This is a genomic window from Sorangium aterium (assembly GCF_028368935.1).
Taxonomy (GTDB): Bacteria; Myxococcota_A; Polyangia; order Polyangiales; family Polyangiaceae; genus Sorangium; species Sorangium atrum.
The window spans coordinates 1,418,100-1,439,882 of record NZ_JAQNDK010000005.1 but is presented as its reverse complement, the minus strand read 5'-3'; the positions used below and the strand labels follow the sequence as shown (position 1 = coordinate 1,439,882).

At 71.8% G+C, this 21,783-nt stretch carries 16 protein-coding genes and 1 pseudogene; 11 read left to right on the top strand and 6 right to left on the bottom strand.

Annotated features, from left to right (window positions below; all coding sequences use genetic code 11):
- The first annotated feature begins 110 nt into the window (after positions 1-110).
- Entirely contained in the window at positions 111-1,172 is a 1,062-nt protein-coding gene (locus POL72_RS43725; protein WP_272102833.1) for a peptidylprolyl isomerase, read from the top strand.
- Positions 1,159-2,391, top strand: coding sequence for a KamA family radical SAM protein (locus POL72_RS43720; protein ID WP_272102832.1), 1,233 nt, complete (start codon positions 1,159-1,161; stop codon positions 2,389-2,391). The genes POL72_RS43725 and POL72_RS43720 overlap by 14 nt, the downstream gene beginning before the upstream one ends.
- 9 nt (positions 2,392-2,400) lie before the next feature.
- On the opposite strand, the gene POL72_RS43715 is transcribed toward POL72_RS43720, so the two are convergent.
- Together POL72_RS43715 and POL72_RS43710 are read right to left on the bottom strand one after the other, a co-directional pair.
- On the bottom strand, positions 2,401-5,061 hold the full coding sequence (locus POL72_RS43715) for a bifunctional serine/threonine-protein kinase/formylglycine-generating enzyme family protein (RefSeq protein ID WP_272102831.1): 2,661 nt from the start codon (positions 5,059-5,061) through the stop codon (positions 2,401-2,403).
- A 698-nt stretch (positions 5,062-5,759) separates the two neighbouring features.
- Entirely contained in the window at positions 5,760-5,954 is a 195-nt protein-coding gene (locus POL72_RS43710) for a hypothetical protein (protein WP_272102830.1), read from the bottom strand.
- A 36-nt stretch (positions 5,955-5,990) separates the two neighbouring features.
- Here POL72_RS43710 and POL72_RS52035 point away from each other — a divergent pair.
- The 8 genes and pseudogenes from POL72_RS52035 (at position 5,991) to nusB (ending at position 13,923) form a co-directional block, all read left to right on the top strand.
- Positions 5,991-6,364, top strand: a pseudogene (locus POL72_RS52035) (carboxyl transferase domain-containing protein).
- Positions 6,365-6,694: 330 nt separating this feature from the next.
- Positions 6,695-7,237: a hypothetical protein gene (locus POL72_RS43705; protein ID WP_272102829.1), complete on the top strand. Its 543-nt coding sequence runs from the start codon at positions 6,695-6,697 to the stop codon at positions 7,235-7,237.
- Positions 7,238-7,766: 529 nt separating this feature from the next.
- A complete protein-coding gene (locus POL72_RS43700) occupies positions 7,767-10,481 on the top strand; it encodes an Rne/Rng family ribonuclease (RefSeq protein WP_272102828.1) in 2,715 nt (904 codons plus the stop codon).
- A gap of 6 nt (positions 10,482-10,487) precedes the next feature.
- Positions 10,488-10,850 (top strand): PilZ domain-containing protein, encoded by a 363-nt coding sequence (locus POL72_RS43695; protein ID WP_272102827.1) that lies wholly within the window; start codon positions 10,488-10,490, stop codon positions 10,848-10,850.
- 17 nt (positions 10,851-10,867) lie between these two features.
- A complete protein-coding gene (locus POL72_RS43690) occupies positions 10,868-11,611 on the top strand; it encodes a riboflavin synthase (RefSeq protein WP_272102826.1) in 744 nt (247 codons plus the stop codon).
- Between the two features lie 4 nt (positions 11,612-11,615).
- The gene (gene ribB, locus POL72_RS43685; protein WP_272102825.1) at positions 11,616-12,839 is read left to right on the top strand and encodes a 3,4-dihydroxy-2-butanone-4-phosphate synthase; all 1,224 of its coding nucleotides are present in this window, start codon (positions 11,616-11,618) and stop codon (positions 12,837-12,839) included.
- A gap of 135 nt (positions 12,840-12,974) precedes the next feature.
- The gene (gene ribH / locus POL72_RS43680) at positions 12,975-13,484 is read left to right on the top strand and encodes a 6,7-dimethyl-8-ribityllumazine synthase (protein WP_272102824.1); all 510 of its coding nucleotides are present in this window, start codon (positions 12,975-12,977) and stop codon (positions 13,482-13,484) included.
- 16 nt (positions 13,485-13,500) lie between these two features.
- A complete protein-coding gene (gene nusB, locus POL72_RS43675) occupies positions 13,501-13,923 on the top strand; it encodes a transcription antitermination factor NusB (protein WP_012239877.1) in 423 nt (140 codons plus the stop codon).
- Positions 13,924-13,959: 36 nt separating this feature from the next.
- Here the strand turns inward: nusB and POL72_RS43670 are convergent, their stop codons facing one another.
- From POL72_RS43670 to POL72_RS43655, 4 genes are all read right to left on the bottom strand, one after another.
- Positions 13,960-16,419 carry an endonuclease MutS2 gene (locus tag POL72_RS43670; protein WP_272102823.1) on the bottom strand — a complete coding sequence of 820 codons (2,460 nt, stop codon included), beginning with the start codon at positions 16,417-16,419 and terminating at the stop codon, positions 13,960-13,962.
- The gene (locus tag POL72_RS43665; protein WP_272102822.1) at positions 16,419-18,344 is read right to left on the bottom strand and encodes a sigma 54-interacting transcriptional regulator; all 1,926 of its coding nucleotides are present in this window, start codon (positions 18,342-18,344) and stop codon (positions 16,419-16,421) included. The genes POL72_RS43670 and POL72_RS43665 overlap by 1 nt, the downstream gene beginning before the upstream one ends.
- Positions 18,345-18,406: 62 nt before the next feature.
- Complete coding sequence (locus tag POL72_RS43660; protein WP_272102821.1) at positions 18,407-19,459, bottom strand: hypothetical protein; 1,053 nt, start codon at positions 19,457-19,459, stop codon at positions 18,407-18,409.
- A gap of 100 nt (positions 19,460-19,559) precedes the next feature.
- Positions 19,560-20,558 (bottom strand): NAD(P)H-dependent glycerol-3-phosphate dehydrogenase, encoded by a 999-nt coding sequence (locus POL72_RS43655; protein ID WP_272102820.1) that lies wholly within the window; start codon positions 20,556-20,558, stop codon positions 19,560-19,562.
- Between the two features lie 116 nt (positions 20,559-20,674).
- On the opposite strand from POL72_RS43655, the gene POL72_RS43650 reads away from it, so the two are divergent.
- On the top strand, positions 20,675-21,748 hold the full coding sequence (locus POL72_RS43650) for a hypothetical protein (protein WP_272102819.1): 1,074 nt from the start codon (positions 20,675-20,677) through the stop codon (positions 21,746-21,748).
- The last annotated feature ends 35 nt before the right edge of the window (positions 21,749-21,783 follow it).

Sequence of the window (21,783 nt, the reverse complement as noted above, 5' to 3'; positions counted from 1 at the left end):
CGCGCGACGAGCCGAGGCGTCCGCCGACGCGCCAGCCTGAACGAGGCGCAGCGACCTCGAGCCACGCTGAAACCGTGCTAGACCCCGAGCCAGCAATGACCCGAGCTCCGGTGCGCCGACCCCTGCTCGCCATCTCGCTCGTCGCGCTCGTCGCGAGCTGCGACGAGCCCGCCCTCCAGGTCCCCTCGGACGCGGGGGATCCGGTCTTCGGCCTCACCGCAGAGCAGTCGGCGCGCGTGCTCGCGAAGGTCGGGGACAGGGTGATCACCCTGGGCGACTTCGGCAGGACGCTGGAGCGCATGGATCAGTTCGATCGGCTCCGGTACCAGACGAAGGAGCGGCGCCGCGAGCTGCTCAGCGAGATCGTCGACGCGGAGCTGCTCGCGCTGGAAGCCCGGCGCCGGGGCCTCGACAAGGACCCCGCTGTCGAGGACGCGATCCGGCAGATCCTCCGCGAGGCGATGATCGCCCGGGCTCGAAAGGGCCTGCCGGCGCCGGCCGACATCCCCGCGTCCGAGGTGCGCGCGTACTACGAGGCGAACGCGGACAAGTTCAGCGAGCCCGAGCGCAGGCGCGTCGCCGCCATCGTCGTCGGCGACAGAGCGCTCGGGGAGAAGGTCCTCAAGGAGGCGCAGAAGGCCGGGAGCAGCAGCGCGTGGGGGGAGCTCTTCCTCAAGCACTCGCTCACGGCGCCGAAGGACAAGAGCGCGGCCCCGCCGCTCGATCTCGCCGGAGAGCTCGGCATCGTCGGCCCGCCCGGCGATCAGCGCGGCGCCCACCCCCGCGTCCCACAGCCGGTCCGCGAGGCCGCCTTTCGCATCGGCAGCGTGGGTGCGGTCGGCGAGGAGCTCGTCGAGGCCGACGGACGGTTCTTCATCGTCCGCCTGAACGGGCTCACCAGCGGGCACCGGCGCGAGTTCGCGGAGGCCGAACGCTCGATCCGGGTCGCGCTCCTCCAGCAGAAGATGCAGGACCAGGAGCGCGCCATCGAGGACGAGCTGCGGAAGAAGTTCCCCGTCGAGATCAACGAGGCGGCGCTCTCCTCGGTCAAGCTGCCGGAGCAGCTCATGCAGACCGGGAGCGCGGCGCAGCCCGATCCCGCGAAGCCCCGCGCGCCACAGCCGGAGCAGGCCGGCGCTGCCGCGGCGCCGTCGAGCGATGCGGGCAAGTAGCGAGCTCGTCGCCGCCGCGCGGCTCGCCCGGCGATCCGGCGAAGAAGGCGCGAACGCCCGCGCCGTCGCGCTGCCGGAGCGACCGGGTCCGCTCGCCGCGAGCGCGCAGGAAGCGCGACCAGCCCGCGTGAAGGCGCGGAAGAGCGACTGGACATGGCAGCTGCGCCACGCGCTCTCGAGCGCCGACGACCTCCACCGGGCGCTGTCGCTCACGCCGGAGGAGCTCGCCGGCGCCAGGCGCGCCGAGAGGGCGGGGCTGCCCGTCCGCGTCACCCCCTATTACCTGAGCCTCTGCGACAAGGGCGATCCGGCGTGCCCGATCCGCCGGCAGTGCGTGCCGCTCGCGGACGAGGCCGCCGAGGTGCCCGGCGATCTGGTCGACCCCCTCGGCGAGGTCGCGCACGAGGTCGCCCCCCACCTCGTGCAGCGGTACCCGGATCGCGCGCTGCTCCTCGCGACCGACCGCTGCGCCGTGTACTGCCGCTTCTGCACCCGCTCACGCATGGTCGGCGACGGCGGCGGCGCGGTGGCGCTCGAGCGCCTCGCGCCCGCGATGGCGTACCTGGAGGCGCACCCGGAAGTGCGCGATGTCATCGTGAGCGGCGGCGACCCCCTCGCCGTCTCGACGGACCGCGTCGTGCGGCTCATCGCTCGGCTGCGGCAGATCCGGAGCGTGGAGACGATCCGGATCGCCACGCGCGTTCCGGTCACGCTGCCGCAGCGGATCACCGCAGAGCTCGTGCGCGCGCTCAAGCCGTACCACCCGCTCTGGGTGATGACGCACTTCAACCACCCGAAGGAGCTCACGCCCGCCGCCGAGCGCGCCTGCAAGCGCCTCGCGGATCACGGCTTTCCCGTCATGAACCAGACCGTGCTGCTGCGCGGCATCAACGACGATGCGACGACGCTGGCCACGCTCTTCCGGGGTCTCGTGCGCTGGCGGGTGCGCCCCTATTACCTGCTCCAGATGGACCCCGTGCGCGGCACGGCGCACCTGCGCACGCCGCTCGCGACCGGCGTCTCCCTCATGGAGCAGCTCCAGGGCCGGCTCACCGGCATCGCGCTGCCGAAGCTGATCGTGGATACGCCAGGCGGGATGGGCAAGGTGCCCATCGGCCCCGAGTACGTCGTCGATCGCGGGCCGGGGCGCACCGTCCTCCGCACGCACCGCGGCGTCGAGGTCGAGTACGTCGACCCCCCGGCGGGGCCTGGCGGCTGAGCCGCCGGCTCAGCGACCCGGTCCCCGCGAGAGCGGCTTCGCGACCCGGAACGACAGGTTCAGCGCCCGCGCGATCCCGAAGAAGCGGGTGCGCGACGCGCTCCTGCACTGCTGCGAGTCCGCGGCCCAGTTCCCGGAGCGGGCGATGCGCCACGGCGGCGCGTCCCCGCCAGCGTCGGCGGCCGATTCGAGCTCACCCGACGTCTCCGCCCACGATCTCTCGCCGTTCACGTCGGCGACCCACTCGCGCACGCCGCCCGCCATGTCGCGCACGCCGTAGGGCGAGGTGTCGATGGGAAAGGTCCCGACCGGCTCTGGCTGCGCCAGGAACGGCCGCGACGAGCGCATCAGACAGAACGTCGGGTCGAAGTGATCTCCCCACGGATAGAACCGGCCGTCGGTCCCGCGAGCCGCCTTCTCCCACTCCAGCTCGGTCGGGAGTCGGACCTCGATCCCGTCGCGCTCGCTCCGGAAACGGCAGTAGGCCACGGCGTCGAACCAGTCGATGAGGATGACCGGCAGGTTCCAGAGGTGCCCTTCCTCCGCCGGGAACCGCTTCTGCGCGTCGCCCTCGACGACGCTGGGCAACGGCTCCCAGCCGCCGCTGCTGGCGGGCCGCGCGACGTAGCCCTCGGAGCCGCGCGTCCCGTGCGGCGCGCGCTTGAGGGCGAGATCGAGATCGCGCGTCTCGAGCTCGTTCAGGAACTCGCAGTACTCGCGGAAGGTGACGGGGAACTTCGCGATCGCGACGTCGGGGACGTGGAGCTCGGCGCGGCGGAGCGGATCGTAGGCGTGCGCGTCGCCGCCGGCGATGAAGGTCCCCCCCGGGATGTACACGAACCCCTCGCCGATCTCCGCGTCGGTGTAGAGGTTGACCTCGACGCGGTGGTGGGTGCCCCGCTTGAGCAGCAGCGGGTAGCGCACGTCCCGGCAGCCGGCGCGCTTCAGGATGAAGAGGTAGCTGCCTGGCTTGAGGTGCACCTCGCGGAGCGGGGTGCGGCCGAGCGAGCGCTCGTCGCTTGCCACGAGGATGCGATCCTTCTCGACGTAGCGGTACGCGACGACGCTCGCGCCGGGCGGCGACGAGTCGAACGAGAGGACCGAATCGGCGGTGAGCAGCGCGGCGTAGCGGCCCACGTCGAACTCCGCCACGAGCGCCTCGTGGTAGATGCGCGCCGCGTGCTGGTGCTCCTGGTCCGCCCGCACCGCGCGCGACCAGTACAGGTCCGCGAGCCCTGCGCGCGCCTCGACCAGATCCGGATCGTACGCCAGCGCCTTCGTGTAGAGGTCGATCGCCTCCGCCGCGGCGCGCGCCTGCTCGCGCTCGACCCCGGCGGCCCTGTCCTCGAGCTGCCACCCCGCCCGCTTGCGCTCGATCGCCTCGTACTCCTTCACGTCCTTGAGCAGCCGCCGCGCCTCCTCGACGAGCCGCTCGCGCTCGCCGTCGAGCCGCCGGTCGCGCTCGAGCGGCGCCTTGGCGAGCTCGCAGAGCTTGATGGCCTCCTCGCGGCGGCGCATCCGCTCCTTGGCGCCCTCGAGGAACGCCTCCGCCTCCGCCGCGACGCGGTCGGCGGTCGGCGGCCGCTGATCGGGATCCTTCGCGAGCATCGCCAGGCAGAGGTCCTCGAGCAGCAGCGGGCAGCTCGGCGCGATCGAGCGCGGCGGCCTGGGGTCGCGCGTCTGCGTCGCGAGGATCACGGCGAGGACGGTCGCCGCGTCGAACGGGTGCTCGCCGGTGAGGATCTCGTAGAGCACCACGCCGAGCGCGAAGATGTCCGCGCGGTGATCGATCCGCGCGTGGTCCCCTCGGATCTGCTCGGGCGCGATGTAGCCGGGCGTGCCCGAGAGCGCGCTCGCGATCGCCTCGTGCCGCCGCCTGCCGAAGTCCTGCCCGCTCGGATCGACGGAGATCGGCTCGCTCACCTCCGCCCTCGCGAGCAGCTTCGCGTTGCCCCAGTCGCCCAGGTAGACCTCGCCGTAGTCGCCGAGCAGCACGTTCTCCGGCTTGATGTCGCGGTGGGCGACGCCTCGCCGGTGCGCGTAGGCCAGCGCCCGGGAGATCTGCACGAACGCGCCGATGAGCCGGACGAGCGGCCATTGCCTGCGGAGCTCGGGGTTCGTCAGCACGTTCTGCAGGCTCTGCCGCTTGACGACCCGCATGGAGTAGTAGGGCTGACCGTTCGGCAGCGTGCCGAGGTCATAGACCGGGATGATGTTCGGGTGCTCGAGCTGGGCCGTGATCCGCGCCTCGGTCCGGAAGCGGTTGCCCACCGCGGAGTCCTCCTCGGCCCCCGGCTTCAAGGTCTTCAGCGCGACCACGCGCCCGATCTCGCGGTCGCGCGCCTTCACGACCTTCCCGGCGCCCCCGGCCCCGAGCGCCTCGCCCACCTCGTACCGGCTGCCGCCGGAGTTCACGGCGCGCGTGGCGGAGGTCGCGAGCGTCGGGAAATCGGCCCCGACGTCCTCTCCTGGCAGGTCGATCTCCCGCTGGGTGTCGAAGCGCAGCGCGTCCTCGTCCTCGCTCTGCGGCGAGAGGGCGCGCGCGACGGGCGGGCTGCGGCCCTCCTGCGCGAGCAGCTCCGGCAGCGCCGCCAGCTGCTCCGGCGTGAGGATCCCCTCGAAGAGCTCCTGGGGCGTCGACGCGCCGCCGAGCGTCCATCGGCAAGCCATATCCCAAAGGGCGTTGGGCTCGATGAGCCCTCGCGCCACGGCGGCGACGGCCAGGGCACGAGCCTCACGAGTCTGAGCGAGCTTCACTCGAGCGACCTCTCGTCCGAAACGATCTCACCCCGCGACGCGAGGCGGAAGGCCACGCTGAGGCCGTCGAGCGCGAGGCGTCGCGAGCCAGGAGCACGTGGCGCTCCCGCGAACGCTCGAGGGCTGCCGGTGACGCTGTTCCGTGCGCATCTCACGAGGCGCCGCACGTCAGTTGCCGTGGCAGGCGACCGCTCTGCTGCCACACCGGCCCGAGCTGCCCCGTTCGAAGTCGCGGCGCGGCGGGTCCGCAGCGGCGATGGCGGCCCCCGCGTCCCGGTCTTCGGATGGTCTACGTATCGGGAATTCCTGCATTTACCATCGGCAGCTGAGCGCCGCTCAGCGTACGTGGTGTCCCCTCGCCCGCGCAAGAGAGTAGGGCGGAGCCGCTCGAGGACCCCGGTCATTTTCCGTCGCAGGTCCTCGCGCCCCGCACGTCTCCGCGTCGCGCAAGCTTCGCGTGCTTCGCGTGTTTCGTATGTTTCGCACGGTTCGCACGGTTCGCACGTTTCCGCCGGCCTCGCCCCCTTGTCGTACCGGCTGCAGGGGTCGCCGCCCTGTCATGGCGTCGCGCCGTCGCGCGCAGCAGGATTTCGATCCCTCCGGGGCGCCTGTCAGGGCGCCGGCATGGCTGCTCCGACGACCCCCAGACCTCCGGCGCTCGCTTGTCTCGACGCCATGAACCGCCGCGCGCTCGCCGGGGGGCAGGACTTCACCGTGATCGGCGGCTCGCTCTCCGGCGCGTACGCACCGAAGATCTGCCAGGTGATGGACCTCGCGATGAAGATAGGCGCCCCATCATCGCTCACGGAGCGAAGCTCCTCTATGCGTTCGCCAGAGCCACCGTGCCCAAGGTGACGGGGATCACCCGCAAAGCCTACGGCGGCGCTTACGACGTCATGGCTCCAAGCACATCCGGGCCCGATTACAACCTCGCCTCCCCAGCGGCCGAGATCGCGCGCATGGGCCCGGAAAGCGCGGTGAGCATCGTGTACCGCGGCGAGCTCCAGCGAGCGGCCGCCCGGCCGCCGCCCGCGCACGCTTCGCCGATGACGACAAGGCGAAATTCGCCAACCCGTACAAGACGGCCGAGCTCGGCTTCATAGACGAGGTGATCTACCCGCGCATGCTCCACACGCGACTGGCTCGGGCCCTCGACCTCCTGCGCGACGAGCGGGACAGGAACCCACCGAAGAAGCACGGAGACATCCCGCTTTAGCAGAATTTTGCGACAGCTGAGGCCCCGCGAGAGCGGTGCTCTGGCCGTGCTCTTGGAGAGATCTGCGAGCAAACCGCTTAGAGCGCCACGGCAGGTGGGTGCCGGGGCGAGCGACGCCGTTGCGCGGCCGATCCCGAGCGTGTAGAAACGACTTGCGTGGCTGTTTTTCTTTGAACTCCACGCGCGATGCTTCTCTCTGACCGACGATCTGCACAGGTGCACCCGGGGGCCGGTCGCAGGAAAACGGGTGGTTTGGCAGGCATGCCGAGCGTTGGGGGGGCGCCGAGTACACGAATGAAGGGTCGGTTGGGTTCTGTGGAGGTATTGAGCATGAAATCTTGGGTATTCGCTGCGGTTCTGATTTCCGGCTGCGCCCTCGTGGCTTGCGGTGATGACGGCAACACGCCGTCGGGCTCCAGCACCACCAGCAGCAGCGGGAGCAGCAGCTCTGGCGGCGGCAACGGCAGCGGCGGTGGCGGCGGCAACGGCGGTAATGGCGGCTCCGGCGGCAGCGGCGGCGCCGGCGGAGAAGGAGGCGCGAGCGCCACGAGCACTTCCTCGACGGGTACCCCGACCTGTGATGACACGACGGACACGTGCGGCCGCGACACGAATACGGGCTGCTACAAGTGCGCCGTCGATGGGCCGTGCAAAGAGGTCCGCAAGGCCTGCGTGGACAGCAGCGATTGTCGTGCTCTGGTGGTGTGTATCGATGGCTGCGCCGCGGAGGCAGACCCGGCCGCGTGCATCGAGACGTGCCGCACGGACAACGCGGCCGGGGTCGAGGCCTACGACGCCCTCCTCACGTGCACTGTTTGCGAGGAGTGCGCCGAACGCTGCGATGCCGCCGGAGAGCCGGTGTGTGGCCTGTGAGCTTCTGACAACAGCAGCGCATCTCCGAAGGGGGCGCCAGATGGCCGCCCCCTTCGGCCTTTATGCGGGCCGAGCCTCGACGGACGGCTCGCCCGCGCCGGCCGTCGTGGGCCGGCAGCCGGCGCAGGGCGGCGCGGGGCACGCTGCCGGCGGCCCGGGAGCAGGACGGAAGCGGCGGCGCGGGGCCTAGGGGACGAGGGAAAGGGCGGTTCAGGTCCGAGCGAGGCCGGGAGGGCCTCCTGAGGACGTCGCCCCAGGTCGCGCGCCCTCGCCGCCGTGCGCAGGCCTCGACCCGGCCCCCGGCCCGGGGCCTGGACCAGCCGCAGGCGCCGCCGGTCGGCGGGCTCGGCGCCGGGCCCCGTCGAGGCAGAGCGGCGTAGACGCGAGGTAGCTCACGCGCTGGCGGCCGGCCTGCCTCGGCGACCTCCGGCCCCGGGCCCCAATCGCGCAGCATACTCCGGGTTGCGCCTTCATGGGCCGGGCAACCCGTGGTAACGCTTGGCGGCGCCGCCGATGTGCGGCATCCGACATGGGAAAGAACCTTCTCGTCATCAATGTGGACATCCGCGAGACACGCGTCGCGCTGATCGAAAACGGGATCATCGCTGAGCTGCATCTCGAGCGGGAGAGCTCCAAGGGGACGCTCGGAAACATCTACCTCGGCAAGGTCAGCCGCGTTTTGCCCGGAATGCAGGCCGCGTTCATCGACGTGGGGCTCGAGCGAGCAGCCTTCCTGCACGTCGAGGACCTCATCCGGCCCGACGATTTCGAGGCGTACCTGGCTGGGCACCGCCGGACTGTCGAGGAAGAGCGCGCCTCCTCGCGAGGCCGCGCCGCGCGCGGCAGCGAGGCGCCTAGACCTGACGAAAGCGAGGTGCATGAGCTATCGGGCGCAGAAGCCGCGCCCGAGAGCCCCGACCTGGCACCCGGACGCCACGAGCTCCGGGAACGGGCGGACTTCGGGGCAGACGAAGGATTCGAGGCCGGCGTCTCGGCCGAGGCCGGCGGCTCGCTCGACGAAGGGAGCGACGTGCCGATCGAGCTGCCGACGGCGCTCGACGTGCTCGGAAGCCCCTCCGGCCAGGCGTTCGCCGGCGTGGGGACGATGGTGGCGCTCGACGAGGCCGACGACCCGGAGCCGGAGATCGACGACGGGCACGCGCTCGACGGCGCGGACGACGACGACGAGGAGCTGGTCGCGCCTGGCGGAGGCAGCGACGCCGACGAGGCGAGCGCAGAGGAGTCCGGCCCCGACGAGGTGAGCGTCGAGGACGACGACGAGCTCGACACGCCCGCCTACGAGGTCGAGCCTGCCTCACCGCCACCGGAGGATGGCGCGGACGCGTGGAGCGCGGCCGAGGAGCATCCGGAGGCGCTGAGCAACACGGCGGACAGCGGCGAGACGGAAGCGCATGAGGCGAGCACGTCGGACGAGCCCGTCGCGCACGGCGCTGCCGGCGAGTGGCCGGCCGGACAGGAGGCGAGCGCGCCGCCGGTCCCCAAGGCCGCGGCAGCGGCCTCGGGCGATGACGTCCCGCCGGCAGCGCGGGCGCGCAGCGGGCGCGCGCGCGGACGGGGGGAGGCGCGCGTGCGCCGATCGGGACGGACGCGCGACCGACGCGCCAATCTCGAGGGCGGCAGCGCCGCGCCCGTGGAGGCGGCCCCCGCGGAAGCACGCGAAGGGCGCGAGGCGCCGCGCGAGGGACGGCACGCCCCACGCGAGGGCCGAGAAGGGCGCGAAGGCCGCGAGGCGCCGCGCGAAGGCCGCGAGGCGCCGCGCGAAGGCCGCGAGGCGCCGCGCGAAGGCCGCGAGGGGCGCGAGGCGCCGCGCGAAGGCCGCGAGGGCCGGGACGGACGCGAAGGGCGCGACCGGAGCGGCAAAGGACAGCAGGGCGGGCGCGATCGCGAACAACGCGGGCGCGAGCAGCGGGCGCGTGGGCGCGAGCAGCCGCGGGACGGCAAGGGCAAGAGCGCAGCGCGGGGCCAGCAGAGCTCGCGCAGCTGGCAGAACGAGCCGCCGCGGATCTCGAAGTCGACGCCGATCCGCGAGGTCGTCCGCGAAGGGCAGGAGGTCATCGTCCAGGTCTCGAAGGAGCCGATCGGGACGAAGGGCGCCCGGGTCACGAGCCACATCTCGTTGCCCGGCCGCTATGTCGTGTACCTGCCGACGGTCGATCACATCGGGATCTCCAAGCGCATCGGCTCGGAGAAGGAGCGATCCCGGCTGCGGGACGCCATCGAGGCGATGAAGCCCCCGCAGGGCGGGCTCATCGTGCGCACGCTCGCCGAGGGCCTCACGAAGAAGCAGCTCAAGGCCGACGTCGGCTACCTCGTTCGCCTCTGGGGCGAGGTCGCGAAGAAGCGCGAGAGCGGCGTGAGGGCGCCGGCGGTGCTCTACACCGAGCTCGACCTCGTGCTGAAGACCGCCCGCGACCTCTTCACCGACGACATCGAGAAGATCGTGATCGACGACCGCGAGGAGTACATCCGGCTGCGGCGCTTCGTCGAGATGTTCATGCCCGAGCGCGCCGACGCGGTGGAGCTCTACGAGGGGACGGAGCCGATCTTCGACGCGTACGGGATCGAGGACGAGATCCAGCGCGCGCTGTCGCGGAAGGTCCCGCTGCCCTCGGGCGGGCACCTGATCATCGATCAGGCCGAGGCGCTCACCGCGATCGACGTGAACACAGGGCGGTTCGTCGGCAAGGGGTCGAAGGATCTCGAGGAGACGATCCTGACCACGAACCTGGAGGCGGTCGAGGAGATCGCCTATCAGCTCCGGTTCCGCAACATCGGCGGGCTCATCATCCTCGACCTCATCGACATGGAGCGCGCCCAGAACCGGGAGAAGGTGCGGCGCCGCCTCGAGGAGTTGCTCTCCAGGGACAAGGCGAAGACCACGCTGAACCGGATCTCCGATCTGGGCCTCATCGAGATGACCCGGAAGCGGACGCGCGAGAGCCTCGGGCGGACGATCCTCGAGCCGTGCTTCTACTGCGACGGGACGGGCCAGCTGCAGTCCAAGCAGACGGTCGCCTACGAGATCCTGCGGCAGATACGGCGCGAGCGGATGAACCTGCCCGGCTACTCGGTCGTGGTCAACGCGCACCCGGCCGTGATCGATCTGCTGAAGAACGACGAGCGCATCGCCGTGCAAGAGGCGGAGCGGCTGTTCCAGCGCCGGATCGATCTCGTGCCCCGGAAGGAGTACCACCTCGAGCAGTTCGATCTGCAAGGCAGGTAAGGCGTCATGGTGGACGATCAGGGTTCTCCGGAGAGCAGCGACGCGAAGACGGGGCGCAAGGAAGAGCGCGTCACCATCAACAAGGAGTTCGAGTCCTACGACGCGTTCATCAACGAGTACGTGACGAACATCTCGCGGACCGGCGTGTTCGTGCGCTCGAAGACGCCGCTCGCCGTCGGGACGAAGGTGAACCTACGGTTCACCGTGATCATGGACGACATCGAGACGGTCGAGGGCGTCGGCGAGGTCGTGCGCGTGCACGACGATCCGCAGGGGATGGGGGTCGTCTTCACCGAGCTGTCCGGCTACTCGCAGGGGCTCATCGACAAGCTCCTGACAAGCCAGGGGCACCGCACCTCGAAGGGCTAGGCAGAGGGGCGTCGGCGATGTTCACAGGGCTTGTCGAGACGATCGGGGTCCTCCGCCGCCGGAGCGGCGGCGCCGTGGCCCGCGCGCTCGTCGAGGCGAGCCTCGGGCCGCTGACGCTCGGCGAGTCCGTGAGCGTGAACGGCGCCTGCCTCACCGTCGATCGCATCGCGCCCGGCGGGTTCGAGTGCGACATGTCGGCCGAGACCCTCGGCCGCACCACGCTCGGCGCGCTGCCGCTCGGCGCGCGCGTCCACCTCGAGCGCGCGACGCCGCTCGGCGCGCGGATGGGGGGGCACGTGGTGCTGGGCCACGTCGACGGGCTCGGCCGCGTCGTCGAGCACGCGCGGGCCGGCGACGCGATCCGCCTCCGGGTGAGCGCCCCGCCCGATCTCGCGCCGTACCTCGCTCCCAAGGGCTCGATCGCCGTCGACGGCGCCAGCCTCACGCTCAACGCCGTGTCCGCGCCTGGCGCCGCCGAGATCTGGTTCGATGTGATGCTGGTGCCGCACACCATCGGCCGGACTCTCCTCGGAGAGCTCCGCCCCGGCGCGGCCGTCAACCTTGAAGTTGACGTGCTCGCGCGCTACGTGGCGCGGGCGCTCGAGGTCGCATCGCTCGCCAGCGTGAAGGGCCTCTCGAGCCAAGACGCGCGCGGCGGCGATGCCTCCGCCGAGCGCGGCGAAGAGCGCGGAAATACGGGAGAGCATGCGGATCACGACGAACGACTCCTCGCAAAGCTGCGCGCGGGGGGATTCTGGTGAGGCTGTGTCAGCCGCCTCGAGCGGCAGGCTCGACCAGGACATGACCTCCGGGGGCCCGATGCCTCATCGGCTGACCATCGACAAAGCGGTCCTCGACCGCGTGAACACCGCGCTCGATCACATCCGCGCGGGCAAGATGGTGATCCTCGTCGACGACGAGGATCGCGAGAACGAGGGGGATCTCTGCATGGCCGCGGAGGCGGTCACCCCCGAGGCGATCAACTTCATGGCCATGCACGGGCGCGGCCTCATCTGCCTCGCCCTCGACGAGGAGCAGGTGGCGCGCCTCGAGCTGCCGATGATGTCCGCGCCAGGGCGGAGCGGACCGCCGCTCGGCACCGCCTTCACCGTCAGCATCGAGGCGCGCACCGGGGTGACGACCGGGATCAGCGCCGCCGATCGGGCGCACACGATCCGGGTCGCGATCGCGCGCGACGCCGCGCCCGAGGATCTCGTCACGCCGGGGCACGTCTTTCCGCTGAAGGCGCGCCGCGGGGGCGTGCTCGTGCGGACGGGGCAGACCGAGGGATCCGTGGATCTCGCGCGCCTCGCCGGGCTCCGGCCGGCGGGCGTGATCTGCGAGATCATGAACGACGACGGCAGCATGGCCCGCATGCGGGATCTCGAGGTGTTCGCCGCGAAGCACGGCCTGCTGATCGTGACGGTGGCGGACCTCATCCAGTACCGGCTCCAGACCGAGCGGCTGGTCCGCTGCGTGGGCGAGCGGACGCTGCGGCTCGACCTGACGGGCACGGAGTGGACCGTGTACGTCTACGAGGTGATCAACGAGCAGCGGCAGTTCCTCGCGCTGACCAAGGGCGCGGTGGCGACGCCGGACCCCATCCTGTGCCGCGTGCACTCCGGGTCGACCATCGCGGACCTCTTCAGCTCGACGCCCCTCGACGGCGGCTCGAACCTGCGCGAGGCGCTCCTCGCGATCGAGAGCGCCGGCGTCGGGGTGGTCGTCTACATCCCATCGCGAGGGGACCTGGGCCGCGAGCTGGAGCTGCTGAAGGGCTCGGGCTCCGACGAGGCGCTCCCCGTCGTGAAGACGCAGCAGCCGTGGACGCTGCGGGAGTTCGGCCTCGGCGCGCAGGTCCTGGCGGACCTCGGGGTGCACCAGATCCGGCTCCTCACGAACAGCCAGCCGAAGATCGCGGGGATCACCGGGTACGGGCTCACCGTGATCGAGCGGGTGCCGCTCGTCTCGATGAAGGGCGAGGCCTGACAGACGGGCGCGCTCGTCTCGATGAAGGGCGAGGCCTGACAGACGGGCGCGCTCGTTCGCTGGTAAAAGGACGCTCGGACAGGATCGCGATCGCGGCGATCGCGCACCTCGCGCGGCAGGAGAGAGGAACGGCGGATGGCAGAGCAAGCGGTCGGGCAAGCACAGGCGAGGGTGATCGAAGGGAACCTGGTGGTCCCGCCGGGGGCGCGCTTCGCGCTCGTGGCGAGCCGCTTCAACCACTTCATCGTCGACCGCCTGGTCGAGGGCGCGCTCGACGCCATCGCGCGGCACGGCGGCGCGCTCGGTCGGACGTCAATCGTGCGCGTCCCGGGCGCGTGGGAGATGCCCACCATCGTGGGGAGGCTCGCGCACAAGAAGAGCGTCGACGCGATCATCACCCTGGGCGCGGTGATCCGGGGCTCGACGCCGCATTTCGACTACGTGGCGGCCGAGGTCACGAAGGGGATCGCGACCGTGTCGCTCCAGACCGGGGTGCCGGTCACGTTCGGGGTGCTCACGACCGACTCGATCGAGCAAGCGGTCGAGCGGGCGGGCACGAAGCATGGCAATAAGGGGTGGGAGGCCGCCGTCAGCGCGATCGAGATGCTCGCGCTCGGCGCCGCGCTGGACACTGCTGGCCTGTAAACGAAGGTTCTGAGAGATGGGTGCGCGCTCTACCGGCCGCGAAGCGGCCTTGCAGATGCTGTTCGCGGTGGAAGCTGGCGGGAGCTCGGCGCCCCGCGTCGTCGCGACCTTCTGGCGCGAGACGCCGGGCGATCCCGAGGGACGCGCCTACGCGGACGAGGTGGTGGTCGGTGTCGCCGAGGATCTCGCGGCCGTGGACGAGGCGATCCGGAAGGCGAGCACGAACTGGCGCCTCGAGCGGATGGCGCGCGTGGATCGGAACGTCCTCCGGCTCGGTGCGTGGGAGCTCATGAACCGCCCGGAGGTGCCGCGCGCGGTCATCCTCGACGAGGCGGTCGAGCTCGCCAAGCGCTACGGCAGCGAGGAGAGCGGCGCCTTCGTGAACGGCGTGCTCGACCGGATCGCCGAGAACCTCGGCCGCGTCGACCGGGATCGCTGAGCGTCACGACGCGCTGTCGCTCGGGCGCGCGATCCCTCACCACTTCAGCCAGGCGACCGTAACGCCGTCGCCGCCCTCGCTCGGTCCGCCCGGGCGGAGGCGCGCCACGTACGGGCTCCCGCGCAGCGCCTCGCGGACGGCATCGCGCAGGGCGCCCGTGCCGTGCCCGTGGACGAAGAACGTGACCTTGCGGCCCGCGCCGAGCGAGCGGTCGAGGAACTGCTCGGCCATGGCGACCGCCTCGTGCGCGCGGAGGCCGCGGAGATCCACCGAGTTGTCCGCCGTCTGGATCGGGACGTCGGGGTCGGCGGCGGCGTCCAGATCGACGCGGCGCTGCGGCGGCGCCGCGGCGGCCGGCGGCGCGCCGGTGCCGCGCAGCTCGGCGATCGAGGTCGTGAGCTTGAGCGAGCCGGCGGTGACCCGCAGCTGGCCGCCCGACAGGACCTCCACCACCTCGGCCTCGGCCCGCAAGCGAGGCACGTAGACGCGGGCGCCGACGCGGATCGAGGCCGGATCGATCGCCGGCCGCGCGTGCGGCTCGTCCTTCGGGCGCAGCTCGAGCTCGCCGCCGATCGACGTCTTCTGCCCGACCGCGTCCATGGCGCGAGCGGCCGCGCGCACGTCCTCCTCGGTGGGCTTGCCGCGCAGGCGCGCCTGCGCCGCCTTGAGGTCCTCGCGCGCGCGCCGCAGGCTGGCGAGCAGCGCCTCCCCCTCCCGCGTGATCACGCCGCGCTCCTTGTCCCGAGCCCGCTCGATCTCCGCCTCCAGCTCCCGCCGCTTCGCGCGGGCGGCAGCCGCCTCCCGCTCGGCGTCCTCGCGCGCGAGCTCGAGCGCGCGGCGCTCGGCGGAGAGCTTCTCGACCATCTGCTCGAAGGTGACCGCCTCCTTCGTGAGGAAGCGCTCGGCCCGCTCGAGCACGGCGCCCGGGATGCCGAACCGCCGCGCGACGGCGAGCGCGCTCGAGGCGCCGGGCACGCCGACGACGAGCCGGAAGGTCGGGCTCATGGTGGCGAGATCGAAGCCGACCGAGGCGTTCTCGAAGCGCTGATCACCGAGCGCGAGCGCCTTGAGGCCCTCGTAGTGCGTGGTGCTGGCGACGGTGCCCCCCCGCGCGCACAGCGAGTCGAGCACGGCCGCGGCGAGCGCCTCGCCCTCGCGCGGATCGGTGCCGCCCGCGAGCTCGTCGAGCAGGACGAGCGCGCCGGGGCGCGTCTCGCCGAGGATCCGCCCCAGGTTCTTCACGTGGGCGCTGAAGGTCGACAGGTTCTTGTGGAGGTTCTGCTCGTCGCCGACGTCGGTCAGCACGACGTCGAAGAGCGCGACGCGAGAGCCCTCCCTCGCCGCGACCGGCAGGCCCGCGCGGACCATCAGCGCCGCGAGCCCGAGCGTCTTCAGGGCCACGGTCTTGCCGCCGGCGTTCGGTCCGGAGACGATCATCGCGCGGCCCGCGCTCATCGCGAGGTCGCTCGGGACCACCTTCACGCCGTCGAGCGCGAGGAGCGGGTGGCGGCCCCCGACGAGCTCGATGGAGGTCGGCCTCGAGCCGCCCTCCGAGGCGCCCCGCCCGGCATCGAAGGCGTCCCCCGGGACGTCCGGGAAGGTGAGGTCGAGGTCCTCCGCGAGCCGCGCCGCCGCGGCCCGCACGTCGGCGTGGGCCAGCGCGCGCGCGGCGGCCGCGACGCTCTCGACGTCCTCGGCCACGCGGGCGGTGAGCGCCGCGTAGATCGCGAGCTCCTCCCGCGCGACCTCGGCGTCGACCATCTTCATCCGGTTGCCCGTCTCGACGAGCACCCGGGGCTCCACGAACACGGTGGCGCCGCTCGCGCTCGTCGCGTGGACGATGCCGGGGAAGCGCTCGTGCGCGTCGGATCGCACCGGCAGCACGTAGCGCCCGTCGCGCTCCGTCCAGTAGCGGTCCTGGAGGATGTCCTCGTGCTTCTGGATGAGGTCCTCGAGGCGCCGGACGAGCCGCTCGCGCACCGCGCGCCGCTCCGCGCGCAGCGCCTCCAGGCGCGGCGACGCGCGATCGGCGAGCGTGCCGTCCGGATCGAAGGCCGCCGCGAGCTCGCGCGCGACGGCGTCGAGCTCCGGGTCGGTCGCGCACGCGGCGTAGAGCGCTGGCGCGATCTGACGCCGGTTCTGCAGGTACTGCCGCGACGTCCGCGCGGCCTCGAGGAGGCCGAGCACGGCGCGCAGCTCCTCGTTCGCGAGCGCCGCGCCGATACGGGCCCGATCGAGCGCGTCCTCGAGCTCCGCGACGTCGCGCGACGGCACCGGCTCCCCGGCGCGGGCGAGCTCCACCGCCTCGCGCACCTCCGCGAGCGCGGTGAGGGCCTCGGCGCGCGTCGACGCGAACGGCAGCGCCCGGGCCAGCCGCTTCCCGCCCCGAGACGCGCATCGCTCCGCGAGCGCCTCGAGGACGCGATCCCACTCGAGGTCGGCGTGGGTCTTGGTGGGACAGGGATCTGCGAAGGGCCCTTCGGGGTTGTAGTCCATCACGCTTCGGTCGGATCGCGGGCCACGCCGCCGGCCCCGCTCGGCATCGGGTTCTGCTCCTTCTCGAGGTAGCGGAAGATGGTGCGCGGGTCGACGCCGAGGTCGCGGGCCGTCTGCGTGCGGTTGCCGTTGTTGCGCTCGAGCGCCTCCAGCACGTACCGCCGCTGGAACTCCTCCTTGGCCTTCTCCAGCGGCATGATGGCCGTCTCGGCCCCTGGGCCGAGATCGAGATCCTCCACGGCGAGGAGCGCCTGGTCGCAGAGGACGAGCGCCTTCTTGATGCGGTTCTCGAGCTGCCGGATGTTGCCCGGCCAGGGGTACTTCTTGATCGCGGCGAGCGCGGCCGGGCTGAAGCCTCGCACGGCGCTGCCGAGCTCGTCGGCGTACTTCGAGAGCAGGACCTTGGCGATGATGAGCACGTCGTCACCCCGCTCGCGGAGCGGCGGGAGCCACAGGTTCACGACGTTGAGCCGGTAGTAGAGATCCTCCCGGAAATTGCCGGCGCGGATCTCCTCCTCGAGGTTCCTGTTCGTGGCGGCGACGATGCGGATGTCGACCTTCTCGGGCTTCGAGTCGCCGACGCGGAAGACCACCCGCTCCTGGAGCGCGCGGAGGAGCTTCACCTGGAGGTTCAGCGGCAGCTCGCCGATCTCGTCGAGGAACAGCGTGCCCTTGTCGGCGATCTGGAACTTGCCCGGGCGGCTGGCGATGGCGCCGGTGAAGGCGCCCTTCACGTGGCCGAAGAGCTCGCTCTCGATGAGGTTCTCGGGGATCGCGCCGCAGTTGATGGTGACGAAGGGGCCGCCCTCGCGCGGGCTGCGCCGGTGCAGCTCCCGCGCGATGAGCTCTTTCCCGGTCCCCGTCTCGCCCGTGATGAGCACGCTGATGTCGGTCGCCGCGACCTTCTGCAGCTTGCGGAACACCTCGAGCATCGACGGGCAGGCGCCGATGATCTCGCCGAACTTCTTGTCGTGCAGCTCGGCGACGAGCTTGGCCTTGTCGGCCCTGAGGGCGTTCAGGAGCATCGCGTTCTGGAGGATGAGCGAGGCCTGGGACGCGAAGATGCTGAGCAGGTCGAGCTGGGCGCGGTCGAAGAGGTGCTTGATCTTGTCGTTGCCGACGTAGAGCGCGCCGATGATCTGGCCCTGCGACAGGAGCGGCGCGCACATCACGCTGGAGAGCTTCATCGCGATGACGCTGTCGCTCCGGCCGAACTGCGTGTCGGCGAGCGCGTCGGACACGATCACCGGGCGGCCCGAGACGATGACCTGGCGCACGATGCTGTCCGAGATCCCCCCGGCCGCGTCGGTGATGGCCTCCTTGCGGACGTTGCGCGACGCGCGCACCGCCAGCTTGCGCTCGCCGCCCGCGGCCGGAGCGCCGCCGCAGACCGCCGTGTCGGCCGCCGCCTCCGCCCCCTCGAGGAGCAGGAGGAAGCCCTTGTCGGCGTGCGTCAGCTCGATGACGTCGTCGAGCATCGCCTCGAGGAGCTCGTCGACGCTGCGCCGGTTGATGAGCTTCTCGCTGAACGCGAACAGCTTGCGGACGCCGGCGAGCTCCGACGAGCCCTGCGGCGGCGCGGACCGCTCTGCCCCGCCGTCGCCCGCCGGGAGCCGCTCCTGGACGGTCGGCGCCTCGGCGAACATCGAGAAGCCGACCTCGACCGTGCCGAGCTGGAGCCGGTCGCCGTGCACCAGGCGGGCGCGCCGCTTCTTCTTGCCGTTGATCGCGATCTCGCCGTCGCGCTCGCACTCCTCCAGCACGAAATCGCGCCCGTCGAACACGATCTGCGCGTGATGGTCCAGCACCCCTGCCCCGGCGACCGCGACGTCGTTTCCGAGCGCCTTGCCGATCGTCGTGACCGGCTTGTGGACGCTGTACAGGCGTGGCGCGCCCTCGGAGGCGAAATACTTCAGGGTCGGCATCGAGGGGAGCATAGCAGGCGTGCCGCGGCCTCATGCAGCCGTGTTGGACGGCACACCGCGGCTTACCAGAGCTCTCCGACGACGACGGCGCCGAGCCCGCCTCGGTAAGGCGTGAGGCTGCCGCCGAGCACGCGCGCGAACGGGGGGCGGCCACGATCTTCCTGGTCGTCCAGGGCGACGGAGGCGCTCGAGTCCGGCCTCCCGAGGAACAAGGCGCCCGCGACGAGGCCGAGGGTGCCCGCCGCGCCCTGGGCGATGAGGCCGCGGCGGGGGTCGTGATCGCTCCCGATGTACGCGAAGTAGATGGGCAACGACACCACCGTGCCGATGCCGAGCCCACCCCACATCCACGCGAGCTGGTTCCACGAGGGCGTCCACGCGACGGACAGGCCGACGGCGCCCGCGGTCGCGACGTTGAACCCGATGAGGCCGCCGAGCGAGATGCTGTCGTTCGACTCGCTCCAGTCACCATTGCTGGCGGCGGCCCCGAACGCGCTGCCGATGAGCGAGCCCCAGACGGCGCCCGAGGCGACGAGCATGTTGGTCTGCGGCTTGGGCCGGAGGAGGTAGTAGAACCCCCAGCCCGCCGCGCCGCCGACGGTGGAGCCGACCACCTCGGCTGTCGCGAGCCCGAGGAAGCCCCACTCCTTGCCCTTCCGCGCGCTGACGTACTGGTAGGAGGCGATGCCGAGCCCCTCGCCCGCGCCGATCACCATGCCCGTGGCGATCGCGGACGGCATGCCGCGCGGCATCGGCGGCGAGTCGAGGAAGTAGACGCCGACCGGCGCCGCGACGCCGAGGAGCGCGGGGGCGATGAACTGCACGCCGGGATCGTCGATGCCGGCGACCGCGTCGATCCAGATGCCGGTCCCCACGCCGTAGGCCACGGAGGTGGCGTAGAGGTAGCCGACCTCGAGCGGCGTCGATTTGGGCTCGCTCTTCTTCGGCGGCGCGTACCCGTAGCCGCCGTACGCGCCGCCGTACTGGCCTCCGTACCCGCCGCCGTACTGACCGCCGTACGCGCCGCCCTGCTGACCACCGTAGGGCGGCGTGCCGTACTGGGCAGCGGCCGTCGAGCTGACGCTCGACAGGAGGAGCGCGGAGAGGAGACTCACGAGAGGTCGCGTTTGCATCGCGCCGCCACTTTACACGCTCGCGAGAGGCGAGGCGCGCTGCGGCGCGAGAAAGTGCCTTCCCGCGAGCCGGCCCCGCGTCTCACTCTCTCGTGAGGGCGCGGGTCATGAGGTCCACGACGGCCTGCTGCGGCGGCTTTCCCTCGTACAGCATCCGGTACACCTCGATCGTAATCGGCGCGCTCACGCCCAGCTTGTCCGCGAGGTCGTGCGCGCTCTTTGCGGTCTTCACGCCCTCGGCGACATGGCCGAGGCCGGCGAGGATCTCGTCGAGCTTCCGTCCCCTGCCCATCTCGATCCCGACGGTGCGGTTGCGCGACAGCTCGCCCGTGCACGTGAGCACCAGGTCGCCCATGCCGGAGAGCCCCGCGAGCGTGAGCGGGTTCGCCCCCTTCGCCGCCGCCACGCGGCCGATCTCCGCGAGGCCGCGCGTGATGAGCCCGGCGCGCGCGTTGTGGCCGAAGCCGAGGCCGTCGCAGATGCCGGCGGCGATGGCGATGACGTTCTTGAGGGCGCCGCCGACCTCCACGCCCACGACGTCATCGGACGAGTAGACCCGGAACCGATCGGTCGCGAACATGCGCTGCACCGCGTGCGTCTCCCGCTCGCTCCTGCCGGCGACCACGACCGTGGTCGGCTGGCCGGCCGCGACCTCGCGCGCGAAGCTCGGGCCCGACAGGTACGAGAGCCGCGGCTCGGCCTCGCGCCCGAGCTCGTCGACCAGCACCTCGCTCATCAGCATCAGCGAGTCGTTCTCGATGCCCTTCGTCGCGCTGCACACGAGCGCGTCGCGGGGGATGTGGCGCCCTGCCTCCCGGACGACCTCGCGCAGCGCGTGCGACGGGACGACCACGACGGCGAGCTCCGCGCCGCGGAGCGCGTCCTCGAGATCGCCGGTCGCCCGCAGGCTCGCGGGCAGCTCCACGCCCGGCAGGTACCGGTCGTTCTGGCGCTCGCGGCCGATGCGCTCGGCGAGCTCGCCGTGGTGCGCCCAGAGCGCGGTGGGGTTGCCCTTGTCCGCCAGCAACTTCGCCAGCGCCGTCCCCCACGCGCCGGCCCCGATGACTGCGACGTTCGCCATGGCAGTGACCCTATCACCACCCACGCGCAGAGGCCGAAGGCGACGCGCCTCACGGCGCGCGGCTCGACCCGCCGGCGCGCCGCTCGACCCGCCGGTGTTTCGACTATGCTGCGCCCATGCTCTTCCGCACCGCCGCGCTGCGCGCGCTCGGCCTCGCGCTCTGCCTCTCGCTGCTCGGAACGGTGTGCGGCGCGTGCGGCCAAGGCGCGCTCGGCGTGATGCCTGGCGTCGTGAACGATCCGGGAAACCTGTCCCTCCGCAGGGCCATCCTCGCCTTCGCGACGAGCCAGCTCTGCAGCGAGATGCGGAAGCGGAGCGTGCCGCTGCGCCTCCGCGACGAGGATCCGGTGACGGGCCGGTTCTACCCGGGCTCGTGCGTCGCCCAGGAGCTCGCGAACGGGCACCTGTTCCTCCAGTTCGGGGGGAGCGGCGTCGTCTGGACGAACCTGACGAAGCGCATGAGCTTCGATGCGAGCGCGGCCGTCGAGTACGACCACGACTTCCTGATGGATGGCGACACGATGTACGTGTACTTCCGCCAGCGCTCGACCACGGCGGCGACCTTCACGACCAAGCTCATCGAGCAGCCCAGCGCGATCTCGCTCGGCGGCGTGTCGCTCGCCCAGGGCAGCGCGTACGCGAACGCGCTCGGCGCCCAGCTCCTGAAGACCGAGATCGCCCGGGGGTTCACCGTCATCCGCGACGACGACGGCGCCGTGCAGTTCGGGCTCGGCATCATCGAGAAGGGGCAGCGGCCCGACGCTCCGTACCAGCGCCGCGACAACGGCAAGCTGCTCCTGGCGAACGAGCGCACCGAGGTGCACCAGGAGCAGCGCGATACCATCGGTCCGCTGGAGATCGCGGGCAACGGCGAGGCCCTGACGCTCACGGTTGCCGTCGAGGGCGCGCCCGGCGTGGACGTCATCCTCGTGCCTCGAGGCACCGGGGAGCCGTGGCTCCAGGCGTACCTGACGCAGCCCGCGCCGGCGCCCCTGACAGCCGCGCCGCTGCTCGACGAGCCTGTGTACTCCGGCGCCCCCTGGCGGCGAACGGTGCCGCTGCCCAAGGGGCAGTACTACCTGGTCATCGACAACACGAGCGCCGCGGGGCGGACACAGCCAACGACGTACGCCCGCGACGACCGTGCGGCCCTCGTGAGCTACGCCGTCGAGGTCGGAGACGCGCCCTGACGGGGGCAAACGAGCGCAGACGAGCGCAAACGAGG

Bases quoted from the DNA above. Each gene is read 5' to 3' on its own strand.
- POL72_RS43720 (WP_272102832.1), top strand. From the start codon at position 1,159: ATGCGGGCAAGTAGCGAGCTCGTCGCCGCCGCGCGGCTCGCCCGGCGA.
- POL72_RS43715 (WP_272102831.1), bottom strand. From the start codon at position 5,061: ATGGCTTGCCGATGGACGCTCGGCGGCGCGTCGACGCCCCAGGAGCTC.
- POL72_RS43705 (WP_272102829.1), top strand. From the start codon at position 6,695: ATGAAATCTTGGGTATTCGCTGCGGTTCTGATTTCCGGCTGCGCCCTC.
- POL72_RS43700 (WP_272102828.1), top strand. From the start codon at position 7,767: ATGGGAAAGAACCTTCTCGTCATCAATGTGGACATCCGCGAGACACGC.
- POL72_RS43695 (WP_272102827.1), top strand. From the start codon at position 10,488: ATGGTGGACGATCAGGGTTCTCCGGAGAGCAGCGACGCGAAGACGGGG.
- POL72_RS43690 (WP_272102826.1), top strand. From the start codon at position 10,868: ATGTTCACAGGGCTTGTCGAGACGATCGGGGTCCTCCGCCGCCGGAGC.
- ribH (WP_272102824.1), top strand. From the start codon at position 12,975: ATGGCAGAGCAAGCGGTCGGGCAAGCACAGGCGAGGGTGATCGAAGGG.
- nusB (WP_012239877.1), top strand. From the start codon at position 13,501: ATGGGTGCGCGCTCTACCGGCCGCGAAGCGGCCTTGCAGATGCTGTTC.
- POL72_RS43670 (WP_272102823.1), bottom strand. From the start codon at position 16,419: ATGGACTACAACCCCGAAGGGCCCTTCGCAGATCCCTGTCCCACCAAG.
- POL72_RS43665 (WP_272102822.1), bottom strand. From the start codon at position 18,344: ATGCCGACCCTGAAGTATTTCGCCTCCGAGGGCGCGCCACGCCTGTAC.
- POL72_RS43655 (WP_272102820.1), bottom strand. From the start codon at position 20,558: ATGGCGAACGTCGCAGTCATCGGGGCCGGCGCGTGGGGGACGGCGCTG.
- POL72_RS43650 (WP_272102819.1), top strand. From the start codon at position 20,675: ATGCTCTTCCGCACCGCCGCGCTGCGCGCGCTCGGCCTCGCGCTCTGC.